The 16,442-nt window shown below is 60.9% G+C and carries 12 protein-coding genes and 1 pseudogene; 5 read left to right on the forward strand and 8 right to left on the reverse strand.

What is annotated here, in order from left to right:
• A pseudogene (locus EWM57_RS10950) lies at window positions 1–350 on the reverse strand (hypothetical protein); the annotation flags it as partial.
• Window positions 351–509: 159 nt separating this feature from the next.
• On the opposite strand from EWM57_RS10950, the gene EWM57_RS10955 reads away from it, so the two are divergent.
• Entirely contained in the window at window positions 510–1,442 is a 933-nt protein-coding gene (locus EWM57_RS10955; protein ID WP_129921189.1) for an alpha/beta fold hydrolase, read from the forward strand.
• 80 nt (window positions 1,443–1,522) lie between these two features.
• Here EWM57_RS10955 and EWM57_RS10960 read toward each other — a convergent pair whose 3' ends face one another.
• Window positions 1,523–2,539 carry an LLM class flavin-dependent oxidoreductase gene (locus EWM57_RS10960; RefSeq protein WP_129921190.1) on the reverse strand — a complete coding sequence of 339 codons (1,017 nt, stop codon included), beginning with the start codon at window positions 2,537–2,539 and terminating at the stop codon, window positions 1,523–1,525.
• A 242-nt stretch (window positions 2,540–2,781) separates the two neighbouring features.
• Here EWM57_RS10960 and treF point away from each other — a divergent pair, with 242 nt between their 5' ends.
• Window positions 2,782–4,353, forward strand: a complete 1,572-nt coding sequence (treF, locus tag EWM57_RS10965; RefSeq protein ID WP_129921191.1) for an alpha,alpha-trehalase TreF — start codon at window positions 2,782–2,784, stop codon at window positions 4,351–4,353.
• A gap of 23 nt (window positions 4,354–4,376) precedes the next feature.
• Here the strand turns inward: treF and EWM57_RS10970 are convergent, their stop codons facing one another.
• Window positions 4,377–5,090 (reverse strand): DUF92 domain-containing protein, encoded by a 714-nt coding sequence (locus EWM57_RS10970; protein ID WP_129921192.1) that lies wholly within the window; start codon window positions 5,088–5,090, stop codon window positions 4,377–4,379.
• A gap of 329 nt (window positions 5,091–5,419) precedes the next feature.
• Between EWM57_RS10970 and EWM57_RS10975 the strand changes: the two genes are divergently transcribed.
• The 3 genes from EWM57_RS10975 (at window position 5,420) to EWM57_RS10985 (ending at window position 8,877) form a co-directional block, all read left to right on the forward strand.
• Window positions 5,420–6,634, forward strand: a complete 1,215-nt coding sequence (locus EWM57_RS10975) for a site-specific integrase (RefSeq protein WP_129921193.1) — start codon at window positions 5,420–5,422, stop codon at window positions 6,632–6,634.
• A gap of 189 nt (window positions 6,635–6,823) precedes the next feature.
• Window positions 6,824–7,189, forward strand: a complete 366-nt coding sequence (locus tag EWM57_RS10980) for a helix-turn-helix domain-containing protein (RefSeq protein WP_165370485.1) — start codon at window positions 6,824–6,826, stop codon at window positions 7,187–7,189.
• 125 nt (window positions 7,190–7,314) lie between these two features.
• Window positions 7,315–8,877, forward strand: a complete 1,563-nt coding sequence (locus EWM57_RS10985; RefSeq protein WP_129921195.1) for a hypothetical protein — start codon at window positions 7,315–7,317, stop codon at window positions 8,875–8,877.
• Between the two features lie 525 nt (window positions 8,878–9,402).
• On the opposite strand, the gene EWM57_RS10990 is transcribed toward EWM57_RS10985, so the two are convergent.
• The 5 genes from EWM57_RS10990 to EWM57_RS11010 form a co-directional block, all read right to left on the reverse strand.
• Window positions 9,403–10,677, reverse strand: a complete 1,275-nt coding sequence (locus EWM57_RS10990; protein ID WP_129921196.1) for a sensor histidine kinase — start codon at window positions 10,675–10,677, stop codon at window positions 9,403–9,405.
• Window positions 10,678–10,704: 27 nt separating this feature from the next.
• Window positions 10,705–11,382: a response regulator transcription factor gene (locus tag EWM57_RS10995; RefSeq protein ID WP_129921197.1), complete on the reverse strand. Its 678-nt coding sequence runs from the start codon at window positions 11,380–11,382 to the stop codon at window positions 10,705–10,707.
• 115 nt (window positions 11,383–11,497) lie between these two features.
• Window positions 11,498–11,914 (reverse strand): EamA family transporter, encoded by a 417-nt coding sequence (locus tag EWM57_RS11000; protein WP_129921198.1) that lies wholly within the window; start codon window positions 11,912–11,914, stop codon window positions 11,498–11,500.
• A gap of 117 nt (window positions 11,915–12,031) precedes the next feature.
• A complete protein-coding gene (locus EWM57_RS11005; protein ID WP_129921199.1) occupies window positions 12,032–15,130 on the reverse strand; it encodes an efflux RND transporter permease subunit in 3,099 nt (1,032 codons plus the stop codon).
• 99 nt (window positions 15,131–15,229) lie between these two features.
• The gene (locus tag EWM57_RS11010; RefSeq protein WP_129921200.1) at window positions 15,230–16,441 is read right to left on the reverse strand and encodes an efflux RND transporter periplasmic adaptor subunit; all 1,212 of its coding nucleotides are present in this window, start codon (window positions 16,439–16,441) and stop codon (window positions 15,230–15,232) included.
• Window position 16,442 lies beyond the last annotated feature (1 nt).

The following is a 16,442-nucleotide window of genomic DNA, read 5'->3' on the forward strand; positions in this document are numbered from 1 at the left end:
CCCTCGAAGACGATAAACACCGGCCCCTGCCGCCAGCCGGCCGGCACCCGAAACCGGTGTTTGTAGAGCCCTTTCTCATCGGCGAAGCGGAAGTTCTTGCCGTAGGTTTTGTAGTCGCGGCCGTAGTTGTAGGAGCCAAAGCCCTGCTGCTCCCAGCACGAGGGCACCTGAATGGTGGTCCAGGTGCCGCTGCGGCGCCCGCCGGTGCAGAAAAAGTCCCAGGTGGCCGTGTGCCCGTTGTCGGTACCCGACAAATACTGCACCTGCCGGCCGGAAGCGGCCAACTGGGCGCGGGCGGGCAAACTCAGGCAGAGCAGGGCGAGCAGCCACAAGAAAGACGAAAGGCGCATACGGACGGGAGCTGAAGGAAGGGCTAAACATAGCCGCGGCCGACGGCATCAGCGCCCTGTACCATCCTGCTCGCCGCCGCGCGGCCCGGCCCAGTCCGCCTTTCCGGCCGGCGGAGCCGTATAGCAAGTTCTGTTTGCTCACTTACTTCTACGCCTCTTATGGATTTGCACTACGTTCGTCAGGGTAGCGGCCGGCCGCTGCTGCTGGTTCACGGCATCGGCGGCAGCTGGCGCTCCTGGAATACCATCATGGGTCCTCTGGCTGCGGAGCGCGAGGTCTTGGCCGTCGACCTGCCCGGGCACGGGGCCTCCCCCGCCCTGGCCGGCGAAAACTCCATCGGCACTTTCGCCGACGCGCTGACCGCCTTTCTGACCGAGCACGACTTGCTGGGCATCGACGCGGTGGGCTCCTCCATGGGGGCCCGGCTGGTGCTGGAGCTGGCCCGGCGCGGGGGCGTGCTCGGGGCCGTCGTATCCCTCGACCCCGGCGGCTTCTGGCAGGGCTGGCAGATTCCGGTGTTCTACCACTCCGTCGCCGTTTCGCAAAAGCTGGTGACGGCCCTGCAGCCGGTGATGCCCGCGCTGATGCACTCGGCGGTGGGCCGCACGGCGTTGCTGCCGCAGTTTTCGGCCCGGCCCTGGGCCCTGGATGCCCAGCAGTCCACCGACGAAATGTACACGTTGGCCCACACGCCCGTGTTCGGGGAAATGCTCGACCAGCTGGCCCACGGCGAAGTACAAAAGCCCGCGCCCCGAGGCAGCATCACCGAGCCGCTGCTCATTGGCTGGGGCCGCCAAGACCGGGTGTGCCTACCCAGCCAGTCCGAGCTGGCCCTGATCAAGTTTCCCGACGCCCGCCTGTACTGGTTTGAGCACTGCGGCCACTTCCCGCAGTGGGACCAGCCCGCCGAAACGGTCCGCCTGATTCTGGCCGTCACCGGCCGCCGCGCCTTTACCGACGCCGACCTTGCCCCGCGCAAAAAACCTGCTTCAACTGCGCCCACCGCTCCCCGAACCGCGGTAATCGGGGCCGGGCTGGCCTTGCTGGCGGGCGGCATCTGGCTGCTGGCCCACCGGAAAAAATCAGCGTAGCCTCAGGTGTCGAAAAGCCATAAAAAAGCCCCGCCGGGAGTCCGGCGGGGCTCTTTTATGGCAAACAAGGAATCGAACCGCTACGACACTGCCTGCCGGGTTTCGGCCAGGATTTCGTAGGAGCGCAGGCGGGCGTCGTGGTCGAAGATGTGGGCTACGGCCAGCAGCTCATCCACCTGGGTAGCGTCCACGAAGGCTTGTACCTCCCGGCGAATTTCGGCCGGTCCGCCGATAAACGAATACGTCATCATACCCCGGACGGCTTCTTCCTCAAACTCATTCCAGACCCCGCGCATGCTGTCGATGGGCGCCTGCAGGGGCCGGCTGATGCCCCCGCGCACGATGCCCAGCGCAAACTGGTAGAAAGAGGTGGCCAGGCGCTCGGCTTCGGCGGCCGTATCGGCGGCAATGACGTTGACGCAGGCCGCGGCGTAGGGCTCGGCCAGGTGCTCGGAGGGCGTAAAGTGGTGGCGGTAAGTGGCCAGGGCCGCCTGCAGCTGGTGGGGCGCGAAATGACTGGCGAAGGCAAAGCGCAGCCCCAGCATCCCGGCCAGCTGGGCACTGTAGGTGCTGGAACCCAGCAGCCAGATCGGAATGTCGAGGCCCTCGCCCGGAATGGCGCGCACCTTGCTCGTGCGGTTTTCCGCCGACAAATACGCCTGTAACTCCTGCACGTGGCGCGGAAAGTCGTTGACGGAACCTTGCAGGTCGCGGCGCAGGGCCTGGGCCGTGAGCTGGTCGGTCCCGGGCGCCCGGCCCAGGCCCAGGTCGATACGGCCCGGGTACAGGGATTCGAGGGTGCCGAACTGCTCGGCAATAATCAGCGGGGCGTGGTTGGGCAGCATAATGCCACCCGAGCCCACCCGGATAGTGGAGGTGCCGCCGGCAATGTGGCCGATGAGCACGGCGGTGGCGGAACTGGCAATGCTGGCCATGTTGTGGTGCTCGGCCAGCCAGTAGCGCACGTAGCCCCACTTTTCCACGTGACGGGCTAGGTCGAGGCTGTTGCGGAAGGTATCGGTCGGCGTGTGGCCTTCCCGGATGGCGGCCAGATCCAGCACGGACAGCGGCAGGTCGGCGAGTTTTTTTGCGGTCATACTTCTCTCAGGAAAACAAGGGCCGGTCGGACTTACTAAGCAGCCCGGGGCCGTGACTTCCCTAAACACGCGGCCCCGAACCAGGGTTTGCGCCGCGGCGGATTCTGCCGGCCCCCAGCTCAACCATGTTACCCCGGCGGGGCGCTGACCGGGCCAGCCTCAACCGCCAGGCTCAGCCTTCCGGCCGGATTTGGGGTATACTGCCCGTCGGCCCGGCCGTCAAACCACACACGAGTACTGCCATGAAAAAACTGCTGCTCTTTTTCTGTCTGCTGCGCCTACCGGCCCTGGCCCAGCTGCCCGCCTCGCCCCGGCAGCTCTACCCCGGTTTGTTTGAGGCCGTGCAGTTGGCCCGCGTGTATCCCGACAACAAAACCTTCGTCGATGCCGTGGCCCGGCAGCCGCCCGCCCAGGTTATGGCGGCCTACGCCCGGCAGAAAGACCAGCCCGGCTTCGAGCTGCGCGCGTTTGTGGATACCTACTTCACGGCGCCGGCCGCGGCCCAGGCCCACTACCAAAGCCGCGTGGCCGCCGGCCTGCGCCCCCACCTCGACACGCTCTGGACCGTGCTCCAGCGCCGCCCCGATTCGGCCGCGGCCGGGCCGGGCTCGTCGCTGCTCCCCCTGCCCTACCCGTACATTGTGCCGGGAGGGCGGTTTCGGGAGGTCTACTACTGGGATTCTTATTTCACTATACTGGGCCTGCAGCAAAGCCACCGCACGCCGGTCATCCGCCACATGGTCGACAACTTCGCCTACCTGCTCGACCACTACGGCTTTATTCCGAATGGCAACCGCACGTACTACCTAACCCGGTCCCAGCCCCCGTTTTTTGCGTTAATGGTGAGTCTGCTGGCCGAGGAGGAAGGCGCGCAAAGCCTGGTCCGCTACCAGCCCCAGCTTCTGCGCGAATACGCCTACTGGATGAGCGGGGCCGACTCGCTCCAACCCGGCACGGCCCGGCGCCGGGCCGTGCGCATGCCCGGTGGGGAAGTGCTCAACCGCTACTGGGACGGCAGCGCCGAGCCCCGGGAAGAGTCGTACGCCGAGGACGTGGCGGCGGCTCGGTTGAGCAAGCAGGCCCCGGCGGCTTTCTACCAAAACGTGCGCGCCGCGGCCGCCTCGGGCTGGGATTTCAGCACCCGCTGGTTTGGCCCCGACGGGCAGCTGGGCTCCATTCAAACCACCGACCTGGTGCCCGTGGATCTGAACTGCCTGCTGTACTACCTCGAAACTACCCTGGCCCGCACCTACGAACTCCAGGGCCACGCAACTCAGGCAGCCGCTTTCCAAGCTAAAGCCAAAAGCCGCCGCAACGCCGTGCTGCGCTACTGCTGGGATGCCCAAGCCGGCTGGTTTCAGGACTACAACCTGCCCCGCCACCAACGCTCCACCATCCAAACCCTGGCCGGCGTGTACCCGCTCGCCTTCGGCCTGGCCACTTCTGCCCAGGCCGATAAAGTAGCCGCCGGCCTGCAAAGCCGATTCTTGCGCCCCGGCGGTCTGCTCACCACGCTCAGCGCCAGCGGACAGCAGTGGGACGCGCCCAACGCCTGGGCCCCGCTGCAGTGGCTGGCCATCGACGGACTGGAGCGTTACCACCATCCAGCCCTGGCCCGCACTATTGCCACGCGCTGGGTGCGCCTGAATGCCGACGTGTTTGCCCAAACTGGGAAGCTGATGGAGAAGTACAATGTGGTAAACACCCAGCTCAAGGCCGGCGGCGGCGAGTACCCAACCCAGGATGGCTTCGGCTGGACCAACGGCGTGCTACTCACGCTGCTGAACCGCTACAAACTGGCCGAGTCCCGCTAACGCACCACGGTCCAAACCCCGCTTCAGGCGGCTAGCAGCGCCGCCGTCAGGGCCCCGGCCAGGGTGTTGAGCATATTGACGGCGTTGTTGCCCAGCAGGTGGCGGCGCTCCAGTGCGGCGCCGGCCACCGAGTCGGTCAGGTTGCCGACGGTGCCGGCCAGCAGCAGCTGCCCAAAGGCTGCGCCCCAGCCAAAAGCCGCGCAATATGCCCCGGCTACCAAAGCGCTGCCCGCCAGCCCCAGCAGCGTGCCCTCCAGACTTACCACGCCGTTTTCACCCCGCACGTCGGGCCGCCAGGTGAGGACATTGTAGTAGCGGCGGCCGTAGATGTTGCCCAGCTCCGAAGACAGCGTATCGGCCGTAGCGGCGGCAAAGCTGCCAGCCAGCAGCAGGTGCAGCAGTGGGGCCTGGGCCGGCCAGAGCCAGGCAGCGGCGCCCAGCAGCCCTGCCACACCCGCATTGGCCACTACCTGGCCCGCGGTGCGGCGGCCCTTGTTGGCCTCGGCCAGCCCGAGCCGGCGTTTGTCGGCCACTTTCCAGGCCGAGGCCGCTGAGCCGAGCCCGAAAAATAAAGCCAGCAGCCCCAGCCCGGCCCAGCCGCTGCCCATAAAAATCAGCAGGCCCAGCCCACCGCCCGTCCAGGCCGCAGCGGCCGTGAGCTTGCCGCTGCGCACGCTGTAAAGCATACCCAGGCCGAGCAGCAACACCACCAAAGTCAGGCGAAGAACAGGCGTCATGCGAGAAAGCAGAGAGTTTGGGTGGGGTAACCAGCGGGGACGCCCCACGGCCCCGGCCCCGCGCACAGCTGGCGGCTTGTGAGGCGGCTAAAATAAAAAAACCGCCTTCTCATAGCAGGAAAGGCGGTTTAAAGTGGAGCTGCAGGGAGTCGAACCTAGTATCTATATGCGATTGAATGCAGCAGTAAAATATGCCCAAGTAGGTTATTGAGGGGGCACGAATTATCAGGAAGTAACATTTAGTCGCAACTTGACGCAAGTTCTGTACCCCTATTTGTACCCCAGATCAAATATATTAGCTTTGCTTACCACATTGGTTACTGATCTATATGGCCAGCCTCAGCTTCCACCTAAAGCGCCCCCAGAGCGACAAGCCTACATCCATTTTTATCCTGTTCAATGCAAACGGGAAACGGACCAAGGTCTATACTGACCTTAAGATTCTACCAGCAAAGTGGGATACGGGGGAGCAACGTGCTAAGACTTACAGACAGGGCAATGCTAACCAAGTGCTCAACGACACCCTTGACCTGTTCCGCGAGCAGCTACTGGAGTTCTATGCCGATCAACGTGCGAAGGGCCTAGTTCCCGACGCTCAAGCCTTACGAGCCGCAATAGAACCTAAAGAGGTCAGCGCGGCTCCCGATAAAGCTGACGCTCTCCATGCCTTTGCTGACTGGATAGACTACTGCAGCCGTAGCAAGCGCCCGAACACTATCAAAGTTTACCGGACCGCGCTGCGCCACCTGCGCGAGTTCGGTCAGTACGCGAAGCACCCCATAGACTTTGACTACTTCACTTTAGGTTTTGCTGACAAGTTCACCTCGTATCTGATGGAGCAGCGGGAGTTAGCTGACTCGGCTATACACAAGAACCTAGCGACACTAAAGAATTTCTTGGGCTACGCCCAAGATCGTGGCTTGCACACCAATACGGCTTTTAAACGGTTCACCTGGCGCCGCCGTGAACCGTCTATTCTGACTCTTACGGCTCACGAGCTCCGTACTATTGCTGACCTGAACCTCCCTGATGGTTCTTACCTAGACAATGCCCGGGCCCTCTTCCTGCTCGGGTGCTACACGGGCCTACGTTATTCCGACATCAGCACCTTGCGGCCAGAGCACATCTTTGAAACCTCCTTGCGAATCACCACCCAGAAAACGGCTGAGGACCAAATCATCCCGTTACGGCCTGAGGCACGTCGCATTGTCGCTCGCGTTCAAGCTGGGCACGTTCGTCCAATCAGTAACCCGAAGCTTAACCAGTACGTGAAAGAATTGGCCCAGCTGGCCGGTATTGATCGGGAGGTGGAACGCGTTCGATACAGCGGCGGAAAACGCTTGGCAGAACGCGCCCCTAAGTACGCTTTCGTTACTACCCACACTGCACGGCGTACTTTCGTAACCCTCGCTCTGGAAGACGGCATCGAAATGAGCCGGGTGATGAAGGTGAGTGGCCACCGTACTTGGGCCGCCTTCAAGCGTTATGTAAACGTTACTGATGAGTCAGCCGCCGATGCATTCGCCGCAGCTTATGGACAGTGATATTTCTGTCTGTTATTCATTCCCTTAGCGGCGAAACCTATACTTCCAGGGTCATTTTTTTGGAAGTAATGTTCCTGCCCCTAATTTTGCAGAAGAGTACAGAAGGTACTCACACAAACTCGTTGCCCCGAGGGGCCAATGACTTCCCTACCCAACCTCCATCACGACGTCCTTACGACTCGTGACGGCATGTTTGCTCCCTCTCAGAGTGGCGCTAGCATGCTAACTGGCCTTATTCAGGCCTTCTCTCCTCTTATCGAGCAAATCGTAGAGGAAAAACTTGCCGTGCGGCTGGCCTTACTCGCCCAGCAATACACTGCTCCTCAGCCCTCTACTGAGTGGTTGACGGTTAAAGAGGCTGCCCTATTTTTTGATGTTTGCCGGCAAACCATCCACCGGTGGTCTAAGAAGGGCACTATCTCTCGTTTTAAACTAGATGAGAGAGGCACGACGTACTACAACAAGGCTGAGCTTAATGCTGCTTTTAAGAAGCAGCTACGTCCTGACGGTACGCGAAAGCACGCTCGTCGCCGGTTCCAGAAAAGCGCCGCCTAGGTCATCGCCGAAAGGGCCTTTTCTGAAAATAAATTTTCAGAAAAGGCCCTTTCGGCGAATTGCGCCGCAAAAAGCTAAATTCCACGTAGTTGCATGCTTCGGCCCTACTACTGTGGTTCTCAGCAATGCTGATAATACCCAGCAACTTGGATGTACATGCTCTCTTGGAGCAGTGTCATCCATATGAAATCAATGAGGTCGCCGTATTCAATATTGACCACCTCATCTACATTCTGGACTTTCTCACCGCTGCCCCTCTGCGAAACAAAAAATTTGCAGAAAGGATAGTCGATGGGTATGTGCCCGTGGTTGCTCACTCCCTCCAACGGGTAGTTCCACGCTATAATGTCTACTTGGCTTACCTCAAAAGAGCAGGCATAATTGAGGTATACAAGAATGGAACGTTCCGACCGGGCACTGTTAAGCAGCCAGGCAAAAGCAGGAAATATCGGTTCACGGAAGCATATCGCCAGCAGCCAATCCGATTCGTAGAGGTTACTACTAAAGCGTTTAAAAAGCGCATGAGCGCCTTACATAGTAAAGAGTGGTGTAGCCCTCGGCACCGTGATTACCAGCACTTGTTGAAGTACCTGGTGCCTGATGGTCTCTTACGAATAGACGCCGCCGCTCGGCAGTGGAATCAAGAACGTCTAGGCCTGATACAGCTGTACCCCGAATTGCGTAAAGTCAAAAAAAGCAGCAACTCGTCCTATCAACGCGTTGATGCCTACGTTGACCCAATTGAGCAATATAACCACGCGGAATACTGCATCGGACGCCTAGAGCATCAGGTGTGGGATGTAGTTATAGATGATAAAGTCAACCGGCTTCACACCCCGCTTACCAACATGCCCAGCGGCCTACGTCACTTCCTCACCTACGACGGGGAGGCACTGGTATCACTGGACATCGCCAACAGTCAACCCTATCTGGCCACCCTGCTCCTACGCCCGGAATTTTACAAAGAGTCAGGAGGAGTGCTCCCACGCCTTTTTTTTGATAAGGAAGGAACACAGATAAAACAGGAAAGGGAGAAACATCAAATGGATCAACCCTACATTATTCTACAAAATACAGGATTTAACCCTGATGCACAAGACATTAGAACCTTCAACACTCTCACCTCCGACGGGCTCTTGTACGAGTACTTGCAGGACAAGTTCAGAGCCCAGCTAGGGGAAGCCAACTGCGGAAGGGGGCAAGTAAAGGAAGCCATCTTTGAGGTCCTGTTTGCCAAGAACAGGTACACCTCTGAGCGGAAAAAGCTGTTCGAAAAGCTCTTCCCTTCGGTTTCCCAGATCTTTAGAATGCTCAAAGAGGAGGACCACACTATGTTGCCCCGCCTGCTCCAGATACTCGAATCTCATATTGTTTTGAGGAAGGTCTGCGGAGTTATTGCTAAAAAGTATCCCAAGGCACCGCTGCTTACTATCCACGACAGCATCGTTACTACCCTTCGTTATGAGGAGCGGGTAGAAACCATCATGAAGGAAGAGCTTGAGAGACTCGTTGGTTTGGCGCCAACGATTAAGCGGGAATGCTGGCAGGCGGCCAATGCAGAGACTATTTTAGAGAAGATGCGAAAGACAGTAGAGTTGCCAAACCCAGAGGTGAGTAAGCCGGAACTACGAACTGATTCTCTGAAAAAGCCGATCGTATTGACTTCCTGCGTCAGTGAAGTGGTATAAGTCGGAATGAGCGTTCTATTGCTTGGTAAAAGACTGACTCGTTTAAGTCAGTCTTTTACCTCGTTCTGGACCTGAAAACTGAGAAGAAAAGCCCATACAGTGAAGATTGTATTGACAATTACCGTAGCAAGCGGAAAGAGCTAATACGGGCTCCCAACGCATTTTCCGGGCATAAAATAGAGCCAAAGTGTTATCCTTTCATACTACTGAACCTTTGGACTGTAGCTGTTCCGACTAAGCGCGCAGCTCACTGTTTTTCCCACCGACAACCTCGGCGAGACCGAACCCATACGTAAGCCCCACCCTGCTTCTCCGAACAGCCTAAAGCAACTCAATGAGCTGCCGAGTAATGAAAAAAGACCTACCCGATCTGATAATTTCGTTTCCTTTTGCCTTCGCCCACCCCCTAGTATTCATCAGCTACTCCGCACCGGCAAATGCTTCTTAGTTCATAGGGTAAGCAGGAAACAAAGCCCTGAAGCGCCTTCTTGGGAGTACAGAAGAAGATGAAACAAGTGACATAGCTCACGCAAATTGGACGCGCAGGGTGTGGCGGCCATCGACTTCTGTAAATGCATACTGAATCTTGAAGCCGTAGTACCGGCAGATGTGCTGGGCAATGCTCAGCCCCAGGCCGGGGGAATCGGACGCCAGGTTGTGTTTCTGAAAACGCTCAAAAAACCGCGCTGGATCACCCGTGGGCGCTGGCCCAGTATTGCTGATGGCCAATGATTTTGCCTGCAGGAACACCTCGACTTGTCCGCCGGGGTAGTTGTGGCGGATGGCATTATGCAGCAGGTTCTGGAGCAGCGAATCGGCCAGACCGGGGTGCATCGTGCGCAGGGGCAGCGGCGGTTCGGTGTGCATCGTAAGCGTCACCTGACGAGCTGCCAACAGGGGTTCCAGCATGGCGGCCCGCTCGCGTAGCACTTCCTCCAGCTGCAAGGGTACGGCCTGGGTCGGCACAAACTGGTGGTTTTCCAGGCGCGTGAGAAGCGTCAGAGACTGATGCAGGCGCGAGAGACGCAGGGTGGCCCGCAACGTTTCGCCTACTAGGTTGGCCGTGCCTTCGTCTTGCATCAGCGTCGGTGCCTGCAGCAGCTGCTCCAGCTTGGCCTGAATGATGGCCAGGGGCGTTTGGGTTTCGTGAGCCGCGTTTTCGGTAAACTGCCGCAGGCTCTCGTAATCCAGTACCAGGCGCTCACTCAGGCTGTTGAGCGCCTGGTTCAGGGCCGCAAACTCTTCAATGGCGGGAGTGGGCAGGTTCAAGGGCTGATGGCGCTGCAGGTCGTAGGCCCTTAGCGCAGCTAGGGTGCGCTGAAACGGGGACCAGATGCGGCCGGCCAGCCAGCGGTTCAGGCCCACCACGCCCAGCAGCAGCAGCGCCAGCACGCCCACCATCACGCCCAGCACCACGGCCAGCACGTCCTCGGTTTCGACGAGTGACTTGCGCAGCGTCAGCCACTGAGGCGCACTGACCGCCCTTGCCGGTTGCAGCCGGAAGGTAAGCTGGCGGTAGGGCACCATTTCCCGCTCCACCGTATCCAACAGCAGCGTGTCAGAGAATCCTAGAGGCAGAGGCTGCTGGCTGTACTCCAGGTTGTCGGTGAATGCGGCCGCGGGCAGTGGTAGGCCACTAGCTACCAGGTTCTGGATGTGCAGCTGGCGATTGTACAGCAATTCTTCCACCTCGTTGCGCAACGCCCAGCCAAAGCCCACATACAGCAGGGCGCTGGCCAGGGCGAACAGGCCGGCCGTGAGCAGCAGGTAATAGCGGGTAGTAGCGGTCAGCAGCTTCATAGAAGTAGGGAAGAAAAGCAGACTAGCCTACTCTTTCAACAGCTTGTAGCCTACACCGTAGAGCGTCTGGATGTACTCGTCGGCACCTTTTTCCTGCAGCTTGCGGCGCAGGTTTTTCATGTGGGTGTAGATGAAGTCGAAGGAGTCGGCAGTATCCACTGCGTCGCCGCAGAGGTGCTCCGCTACGGCTTCCTTAGTCAGTACCCGGCCGGGATTAGCCAGGAAGTACAGAAGCAGATCGTACTCCTTGCGGGTCAGGTTCAGGGGCTCCCCACGCACGTGGGCTTCACTTAGATCGGGCCACACCAGCAGGTCGCGGAACACAATGTGATGGTGGCCGTTGAACTGCCGGCGACGCAGCAACGCCCGCAGGCGGGCATTCAGCTCGGACAGATGGAAGGGCTTGGTCAGGTAATCGTCGGCACCCAGGTCCAGCCCCTGCACCCGGTCGTCGAGGCCGTCGCGGGCGGTGAGGATGAGCACGCCGGCTGCGGAGCCGTCGGACTTGAGCGTGCGCACTAGATCCAGCCCATCTCCGTCGGGAAGGGTCAGATCAATCAGTACGCAGTCATACTGGTAGAGCTTGATTTTTTCGTAAGCCTGCTCGAAGCTGACAGCTACTTCCACCAGGTAGCCGTTTTCGCGCAGGGCCTCTACCAGCGTCTGGCGCAGGGCCTCCTCATCTTCTACCAGTAACAGTTTCATACGGGCACATTCAGGATAGAAGATCAAAAATGCTACTAGATTCTGTGGGATTTCTGAATGGCAGCTTAATGCTTGGGCCCAAACCAGCGGTCGGGACTGCGGTGCTTTTCCTGATTCACTTCCAGATGAGTACCAGTGTGCCGGCGACTATAAGGCTTGCGCCCACGCCGGTCTGCCAAGTGAGCCGCTCACCCAGAAATGCTACGGATAAGCCAATGGCCAGCGCCACGCTGAGCTTATCGACCGGGGCCACCTGCGAAACCGTGCCCATCTGCAGGGCTTTGAAGTAGCAGAGCCACGACAAGCCCGTCGCCAGCCCCGACAAGCCCAAAAACAGCAGGTTGGTGCGCGTAAGGGCCGTTATTCCGCTGAGCCCGCCGCGGACGTAGACAATGGCCCAGGCCAGCACCAGAATTACCACGGTGCGGATGGCCGTTGCCAGGTTAGAGTCGACGCCGCGGATACCGACTTTGGCCAGCACGGCCGTCAAGGCCGCAAACAACGCGGAGAGCAAGGCATATAACCACCACATGACCGAAGACAAGTAGATGAGCAAGGTAAAACCGACTGGGCGATTTCTGCCTATTGGTTCGCCAGAAAGCGCGTTTGCCGTTAGTTGCTGCGGGCAGAAGGGTGCCGGCAGCCTCTGCTACGAAACGGTGGGTTCGGCCGTTGCTGACTCCGCGCCCTGTTTGCGCCCGAAGGCCCAGTACAGCGCCGGCATGCCCAGTAAATTGAGCACCGTCGAGGTAATGACGCCGCCCAGAATGACCACTGACATCGGGTGCTCAATCTCGGAGCCCGGCTCGTTACCGGCCACGATGATGGGCAGCAGGGCTAGCACCGAGGTCAGGGCCGTCATGATGATGGGCGACACCCGCTCCAGAGAGCCGCGGATGATGAGGTCCTTGCCGAAGGGCATGCCTTCCTCCACCTCCAGGTGGCGGTAGTGGCTCACGAGCATGATGCTGTTGCGGGCCGCCACGCCCAGCACTGTGATAAAGCCCACGATGGAGCCCAAGGACAGTACGCCGCCCGTTAGAAACGCCGCCAGCAGGCAGCCCGACACGGCAAAAAACAGGCTCAGCAGCCCCAACGTGGCCAGACGTAGCGTGCCGAAGTCGGTGTAGAGCACCAGGAAGATGCCGATAAGCGAGAGACCGACCAGCAGTAGCATTCGATTTTGCGAGGCCTGGCGCTCGGCGTACTCACCCAGGATTTCGGGGTGGTAGCCGGGTTCGAAGACCACGCCGTCGACTTGGGCTTGCACGTCGCGGGCCACGGAGCCTAGGTCTCGGCCCCGCACGTTCAGCGTCACATCGATGCGGCGGGAGGATGCTTCACGGGTGATTTCGTTGGGCGTGGGTACGATGAGCACATCGGCCACCTCGCGCAAAGGTACCGAGCCGCCGCCGGGCAGGCCGATGAGCAGGTCGCGCACGGCCCCGAAGTCGGCGCGCACGGCGGGCTGCCCCCACACGGCCACGTCGAAGATCTTCTGCTCCTGGTAGATTTCGCCCACCTTGCGGCCCTTCACCAGGGTGCTGATGGCTTGGAGCACGGTGCCGGGGTTCAGGCCGAAGCGGGCCGCGGCTTCGGGCTTGATCTTCACCTGAATCTGGGGCACCAGCGTCTGCTGCTGTACTTTCAGATCTACCACACCGTCCACGCCTTCAAGCTTACCTCCTACTTCCTTGGCCTTAGTGTAAAGTTGGTCGAGGTCGGGACCGAAGATGCGCACCACGATAGTGGCCGAGGTGCCGGTCAGCACCTCCTTGATTCGCTCCCGCAGGTAAGTTAGCAAGTCGCGGTAGAGGCCGGGGTAGCCGTCTACCACGGTCTGGATTTTGGCCACGGTCTGCTCGTAGTTCACTTTGGGGTCGACGGAAATCCAGAGCTCGGTGAAGTTGGGGCCAACCACCTCATCGGCTACCTCGGCCCGGCCGATGTGGGCCCCGAAGTTGCGGACCCCGGGAATGGCACGCAGCTCCTTGCTGGCCCGCACCGTGATGCGCGACATGGCCTGCAGCGAGGTGCCGGGCTTCTCCACCCAGTGCATCAGAAAGTCGTACTCTTTGAAGTTGGGCAGAAACTCCTGGCCGAAAAACGGCAGCGTGAGCATCGAGAACACCGCGGCGGCTGTCAATGACCAAGCCACGCGCTTGGGCCGGGCCAGCAAACCGGGTAGCATCCGAGCATAGTGGCGCTTCAGCCAGGCCACCACCGGCGAGTCCTTGGATTCCTTGGCTGCCGCCTTGGGCAGCAGGATCAAGGCTAAGGCCGGCGTGAGCGTCAGGGCCACGAACAGGGAGGCCAGAATGGCCAGCACGTAGGAAAATGCCAACGGCTGGAAAAACGCCCCCGACAGGCCCGGCAGCAAGAAGATGGGCAGCAGCACCAGCGCCACGATAACCGAGCCGTAAATCACGGCCGAGCGGACTTCCATGCTGGCCTCATAGACCACCGCAAACGCCGATTTAGGCGAGCCGGCCTCGTGGTTGAGCCGCAGCCGGCGCATGATGTTCTCCACGTCGATAATGGCATCGTCGACCACTTCCCCCAGAGCAATGATAAGGCCGGCCAGCACCATTGTATCAATGGTTTTGCCGGAGTAGCGCAGGGCTAGCGCCGCCGCAATCAGCGACGTGGGCAGGGCCAGGGCGCTGATCAGGGCCGTGCGCCACTCGTAGAGGAAGAACAGCAGTACCAGCACCACCAACACGCAGCCGATGAGCAACGACTTATTCAGGTTGCTGAGCGACATCTCGATAAAGGTGGCGGGGCGGAAGATGGTCGAGTCGATTTCCAGCCCTTTCAGCCCCGGCCGCATGGCATTCAGCGCCGCTTCCACCTGCCGGGTCACGTCCAGGGTATTCGCGCCGGGCTGCTTTTCCACGATGAGCAGCAGTCCCGGACCGTCGTTAATCACCGCGTCGCCGATGGGGGCCGGGAAGCCCTCGACTACCTGCGCTACCTCGCCCAGCTTCAAACTCACGCCATTGCGGAAGGTGACGGGCATCTGGGCTAGGTCGGCGGCCGACTGGATGGCCGAGCTTTGCGACACGGCCAGCCGTTGATTAGGCGAGTCGATAAAGCCCCCGCCGGCCAGCGTCGTGGCGTCGGCAGCGGCCTTTTCCACCTCGGCCAGCGTCAGGCCCAGGTTGCGCAGCTGCTCGGGGTTGACTAACACCTGCAATTGCCGGTCGCGCTGGCCCCAGATAGCCACGTTGGCCACGCCGGGCACGGCCATCAGGCGGGGGCGGATGCTCCAGCGGGCCAGCGTCGTCATTTCCACCTGCGTGAGGCTATCCGAGGAAACACCGATTTTCAACACCCGGCTCGTCGACGACAGCGGGGAGAGCATCACCGGGGGCCGGGCCACGCCGGGCAGGGTGGGCGCCACCCGCGCCAGCCGCTCCTGCACGGCCTGGCGGGCGTTGTTGATGTCGATGCCCTGGGGAAAGTAGAGCACCACCGACGAGAGCCCCAACACCGACTTGGACCGGATTTTCTTCACGTCGGGCGTGCCGTTCAGCGCATTTTCCAGGGGTACGCTCACCAAGGCTTCCACCTCGGCTGTACTCAGGCCGGGGGCTTCCGTTTGCACTTCTACGTAGGGCGGGGCAAACTCGGGAAACACGTCCAGCGGGGTATTGCGCACTACCTGCAGGCCCGCAACCAGCAGTACCCCAAACAGCACCACGACCACCAGCCGCAGCCGCAGGGCCGATTCTATAATCCACTTCATAAGGTCAAGAGTGAATGGTGGAATGAATCAATGGGCGAATAAATAGATAGCTCCACTGGAGCATTCACTCATTCAACCATTTATTCATTCCCCCATTGATTAGTGGCTGCCGCCAAATTCAGTTCCGAATAACTCCGCCGCGCCGTCGGTGACGACTTCGGCCCCGGCCTTTACGCCCCGGGAAATGACCACCTGGTCGCCCACTGTGCGCTGCACTTCCACCCGGTGCCGGGTGTACTGCTGGGGCGCAGTGTGCACGTACACCCATTGGCCGCCCGAGGCGTCGTAGAGCAGGGCGGCGGCCGGAATAGTCAGGGCCCGTGTGGTGGCGGACGTTGCGCCTGGGCCGCCTGCGGCGGAGTCGCCGCTACCCAGGGCCACATCGACGGCGACCCGCTCCCCGGGGCGGAAGGCTTCGTCAGCGTTATCAATTTCATAGAAAACGTCGGCTGTGGCCGTGCCGGCGGTACCGCCAATCGTAGGGGCGTCCACCGGCTTGGCTGGCCGGGCCGCACCGCCGTTCAGCGGCCGCACCGTCACGGTCTGGCCGGGGCTGAGGCGGCGCAAGTCCCCCACGAACAAGGGCACGCGCACCCACACCTTATTCAGGGCGGCTAGCTCCAGCAGCACGGTATTGGTCGTCACCACGGAACCTGGGGCCACGGTCACGCGCTGTACCACGCCGCTCAGAGGCGCTTTGATGGGCAAGGCCTGGCCGCCGCCCGTGTTGCCGCTCATAGCTCCCTGCCGGGCGCGGGCGTCGGCTAGGGCGCGCTGGGCCAGGGCCACGTCGGCGCGGGCATCGTCGCGGGCCCGCACGCTGCCGGCGCGGTCGGCCAGCAGGTCTTCGGCCCGGGCCAAGCGGGCCTGGGCCACCTGCAATTGGGTGCGGGCCTGGGCCGTGCCCTGGTCAAGGGTCAGCAGGTCGCGCTCCGGCGGCAGGGGGACCAGACTATAGAGCGTCTGGCCCTGGCGCACCCGCTGGCCGGCGGTGATTCCCGCACCGCCGCGCAGCGTGCCCTGCACGGGCGCCACGATGGTCACGGCCTGGCCCGGCACGGCCTGAATCTCACCGCCCACCTCGCGGGTGGCCTGCACGTTATCGGCTTTGATGACGGCCGTGCGGATGCCCAGGCGCTTCTCGGCCTCCGCCGTAATGGCCACGGTGGTCAGTTGCGATTCCTTGACCGGGTTTTTCACCTCCGAGGGGCTGACGGCCTTGGGTTTTTCCGCTTTGCCGCAGGCCACGCAGCTGAGCAGGCTGAGCAGCGCGAAGCGGCGGGAAACAACGAATACGTTCGATGCGGACATA

Origin of the sequence: Hymenobacter persicinus (assembly GCF_004167665.1) — a bacterium.
GTDB classification, from domain to species: domain Bacteria; phylum Bacteroidota; class Bacteroidia; order Cytophagales; family Hymenobacteraceae; genus Hymenobacter; species Hymenobacter persicinus.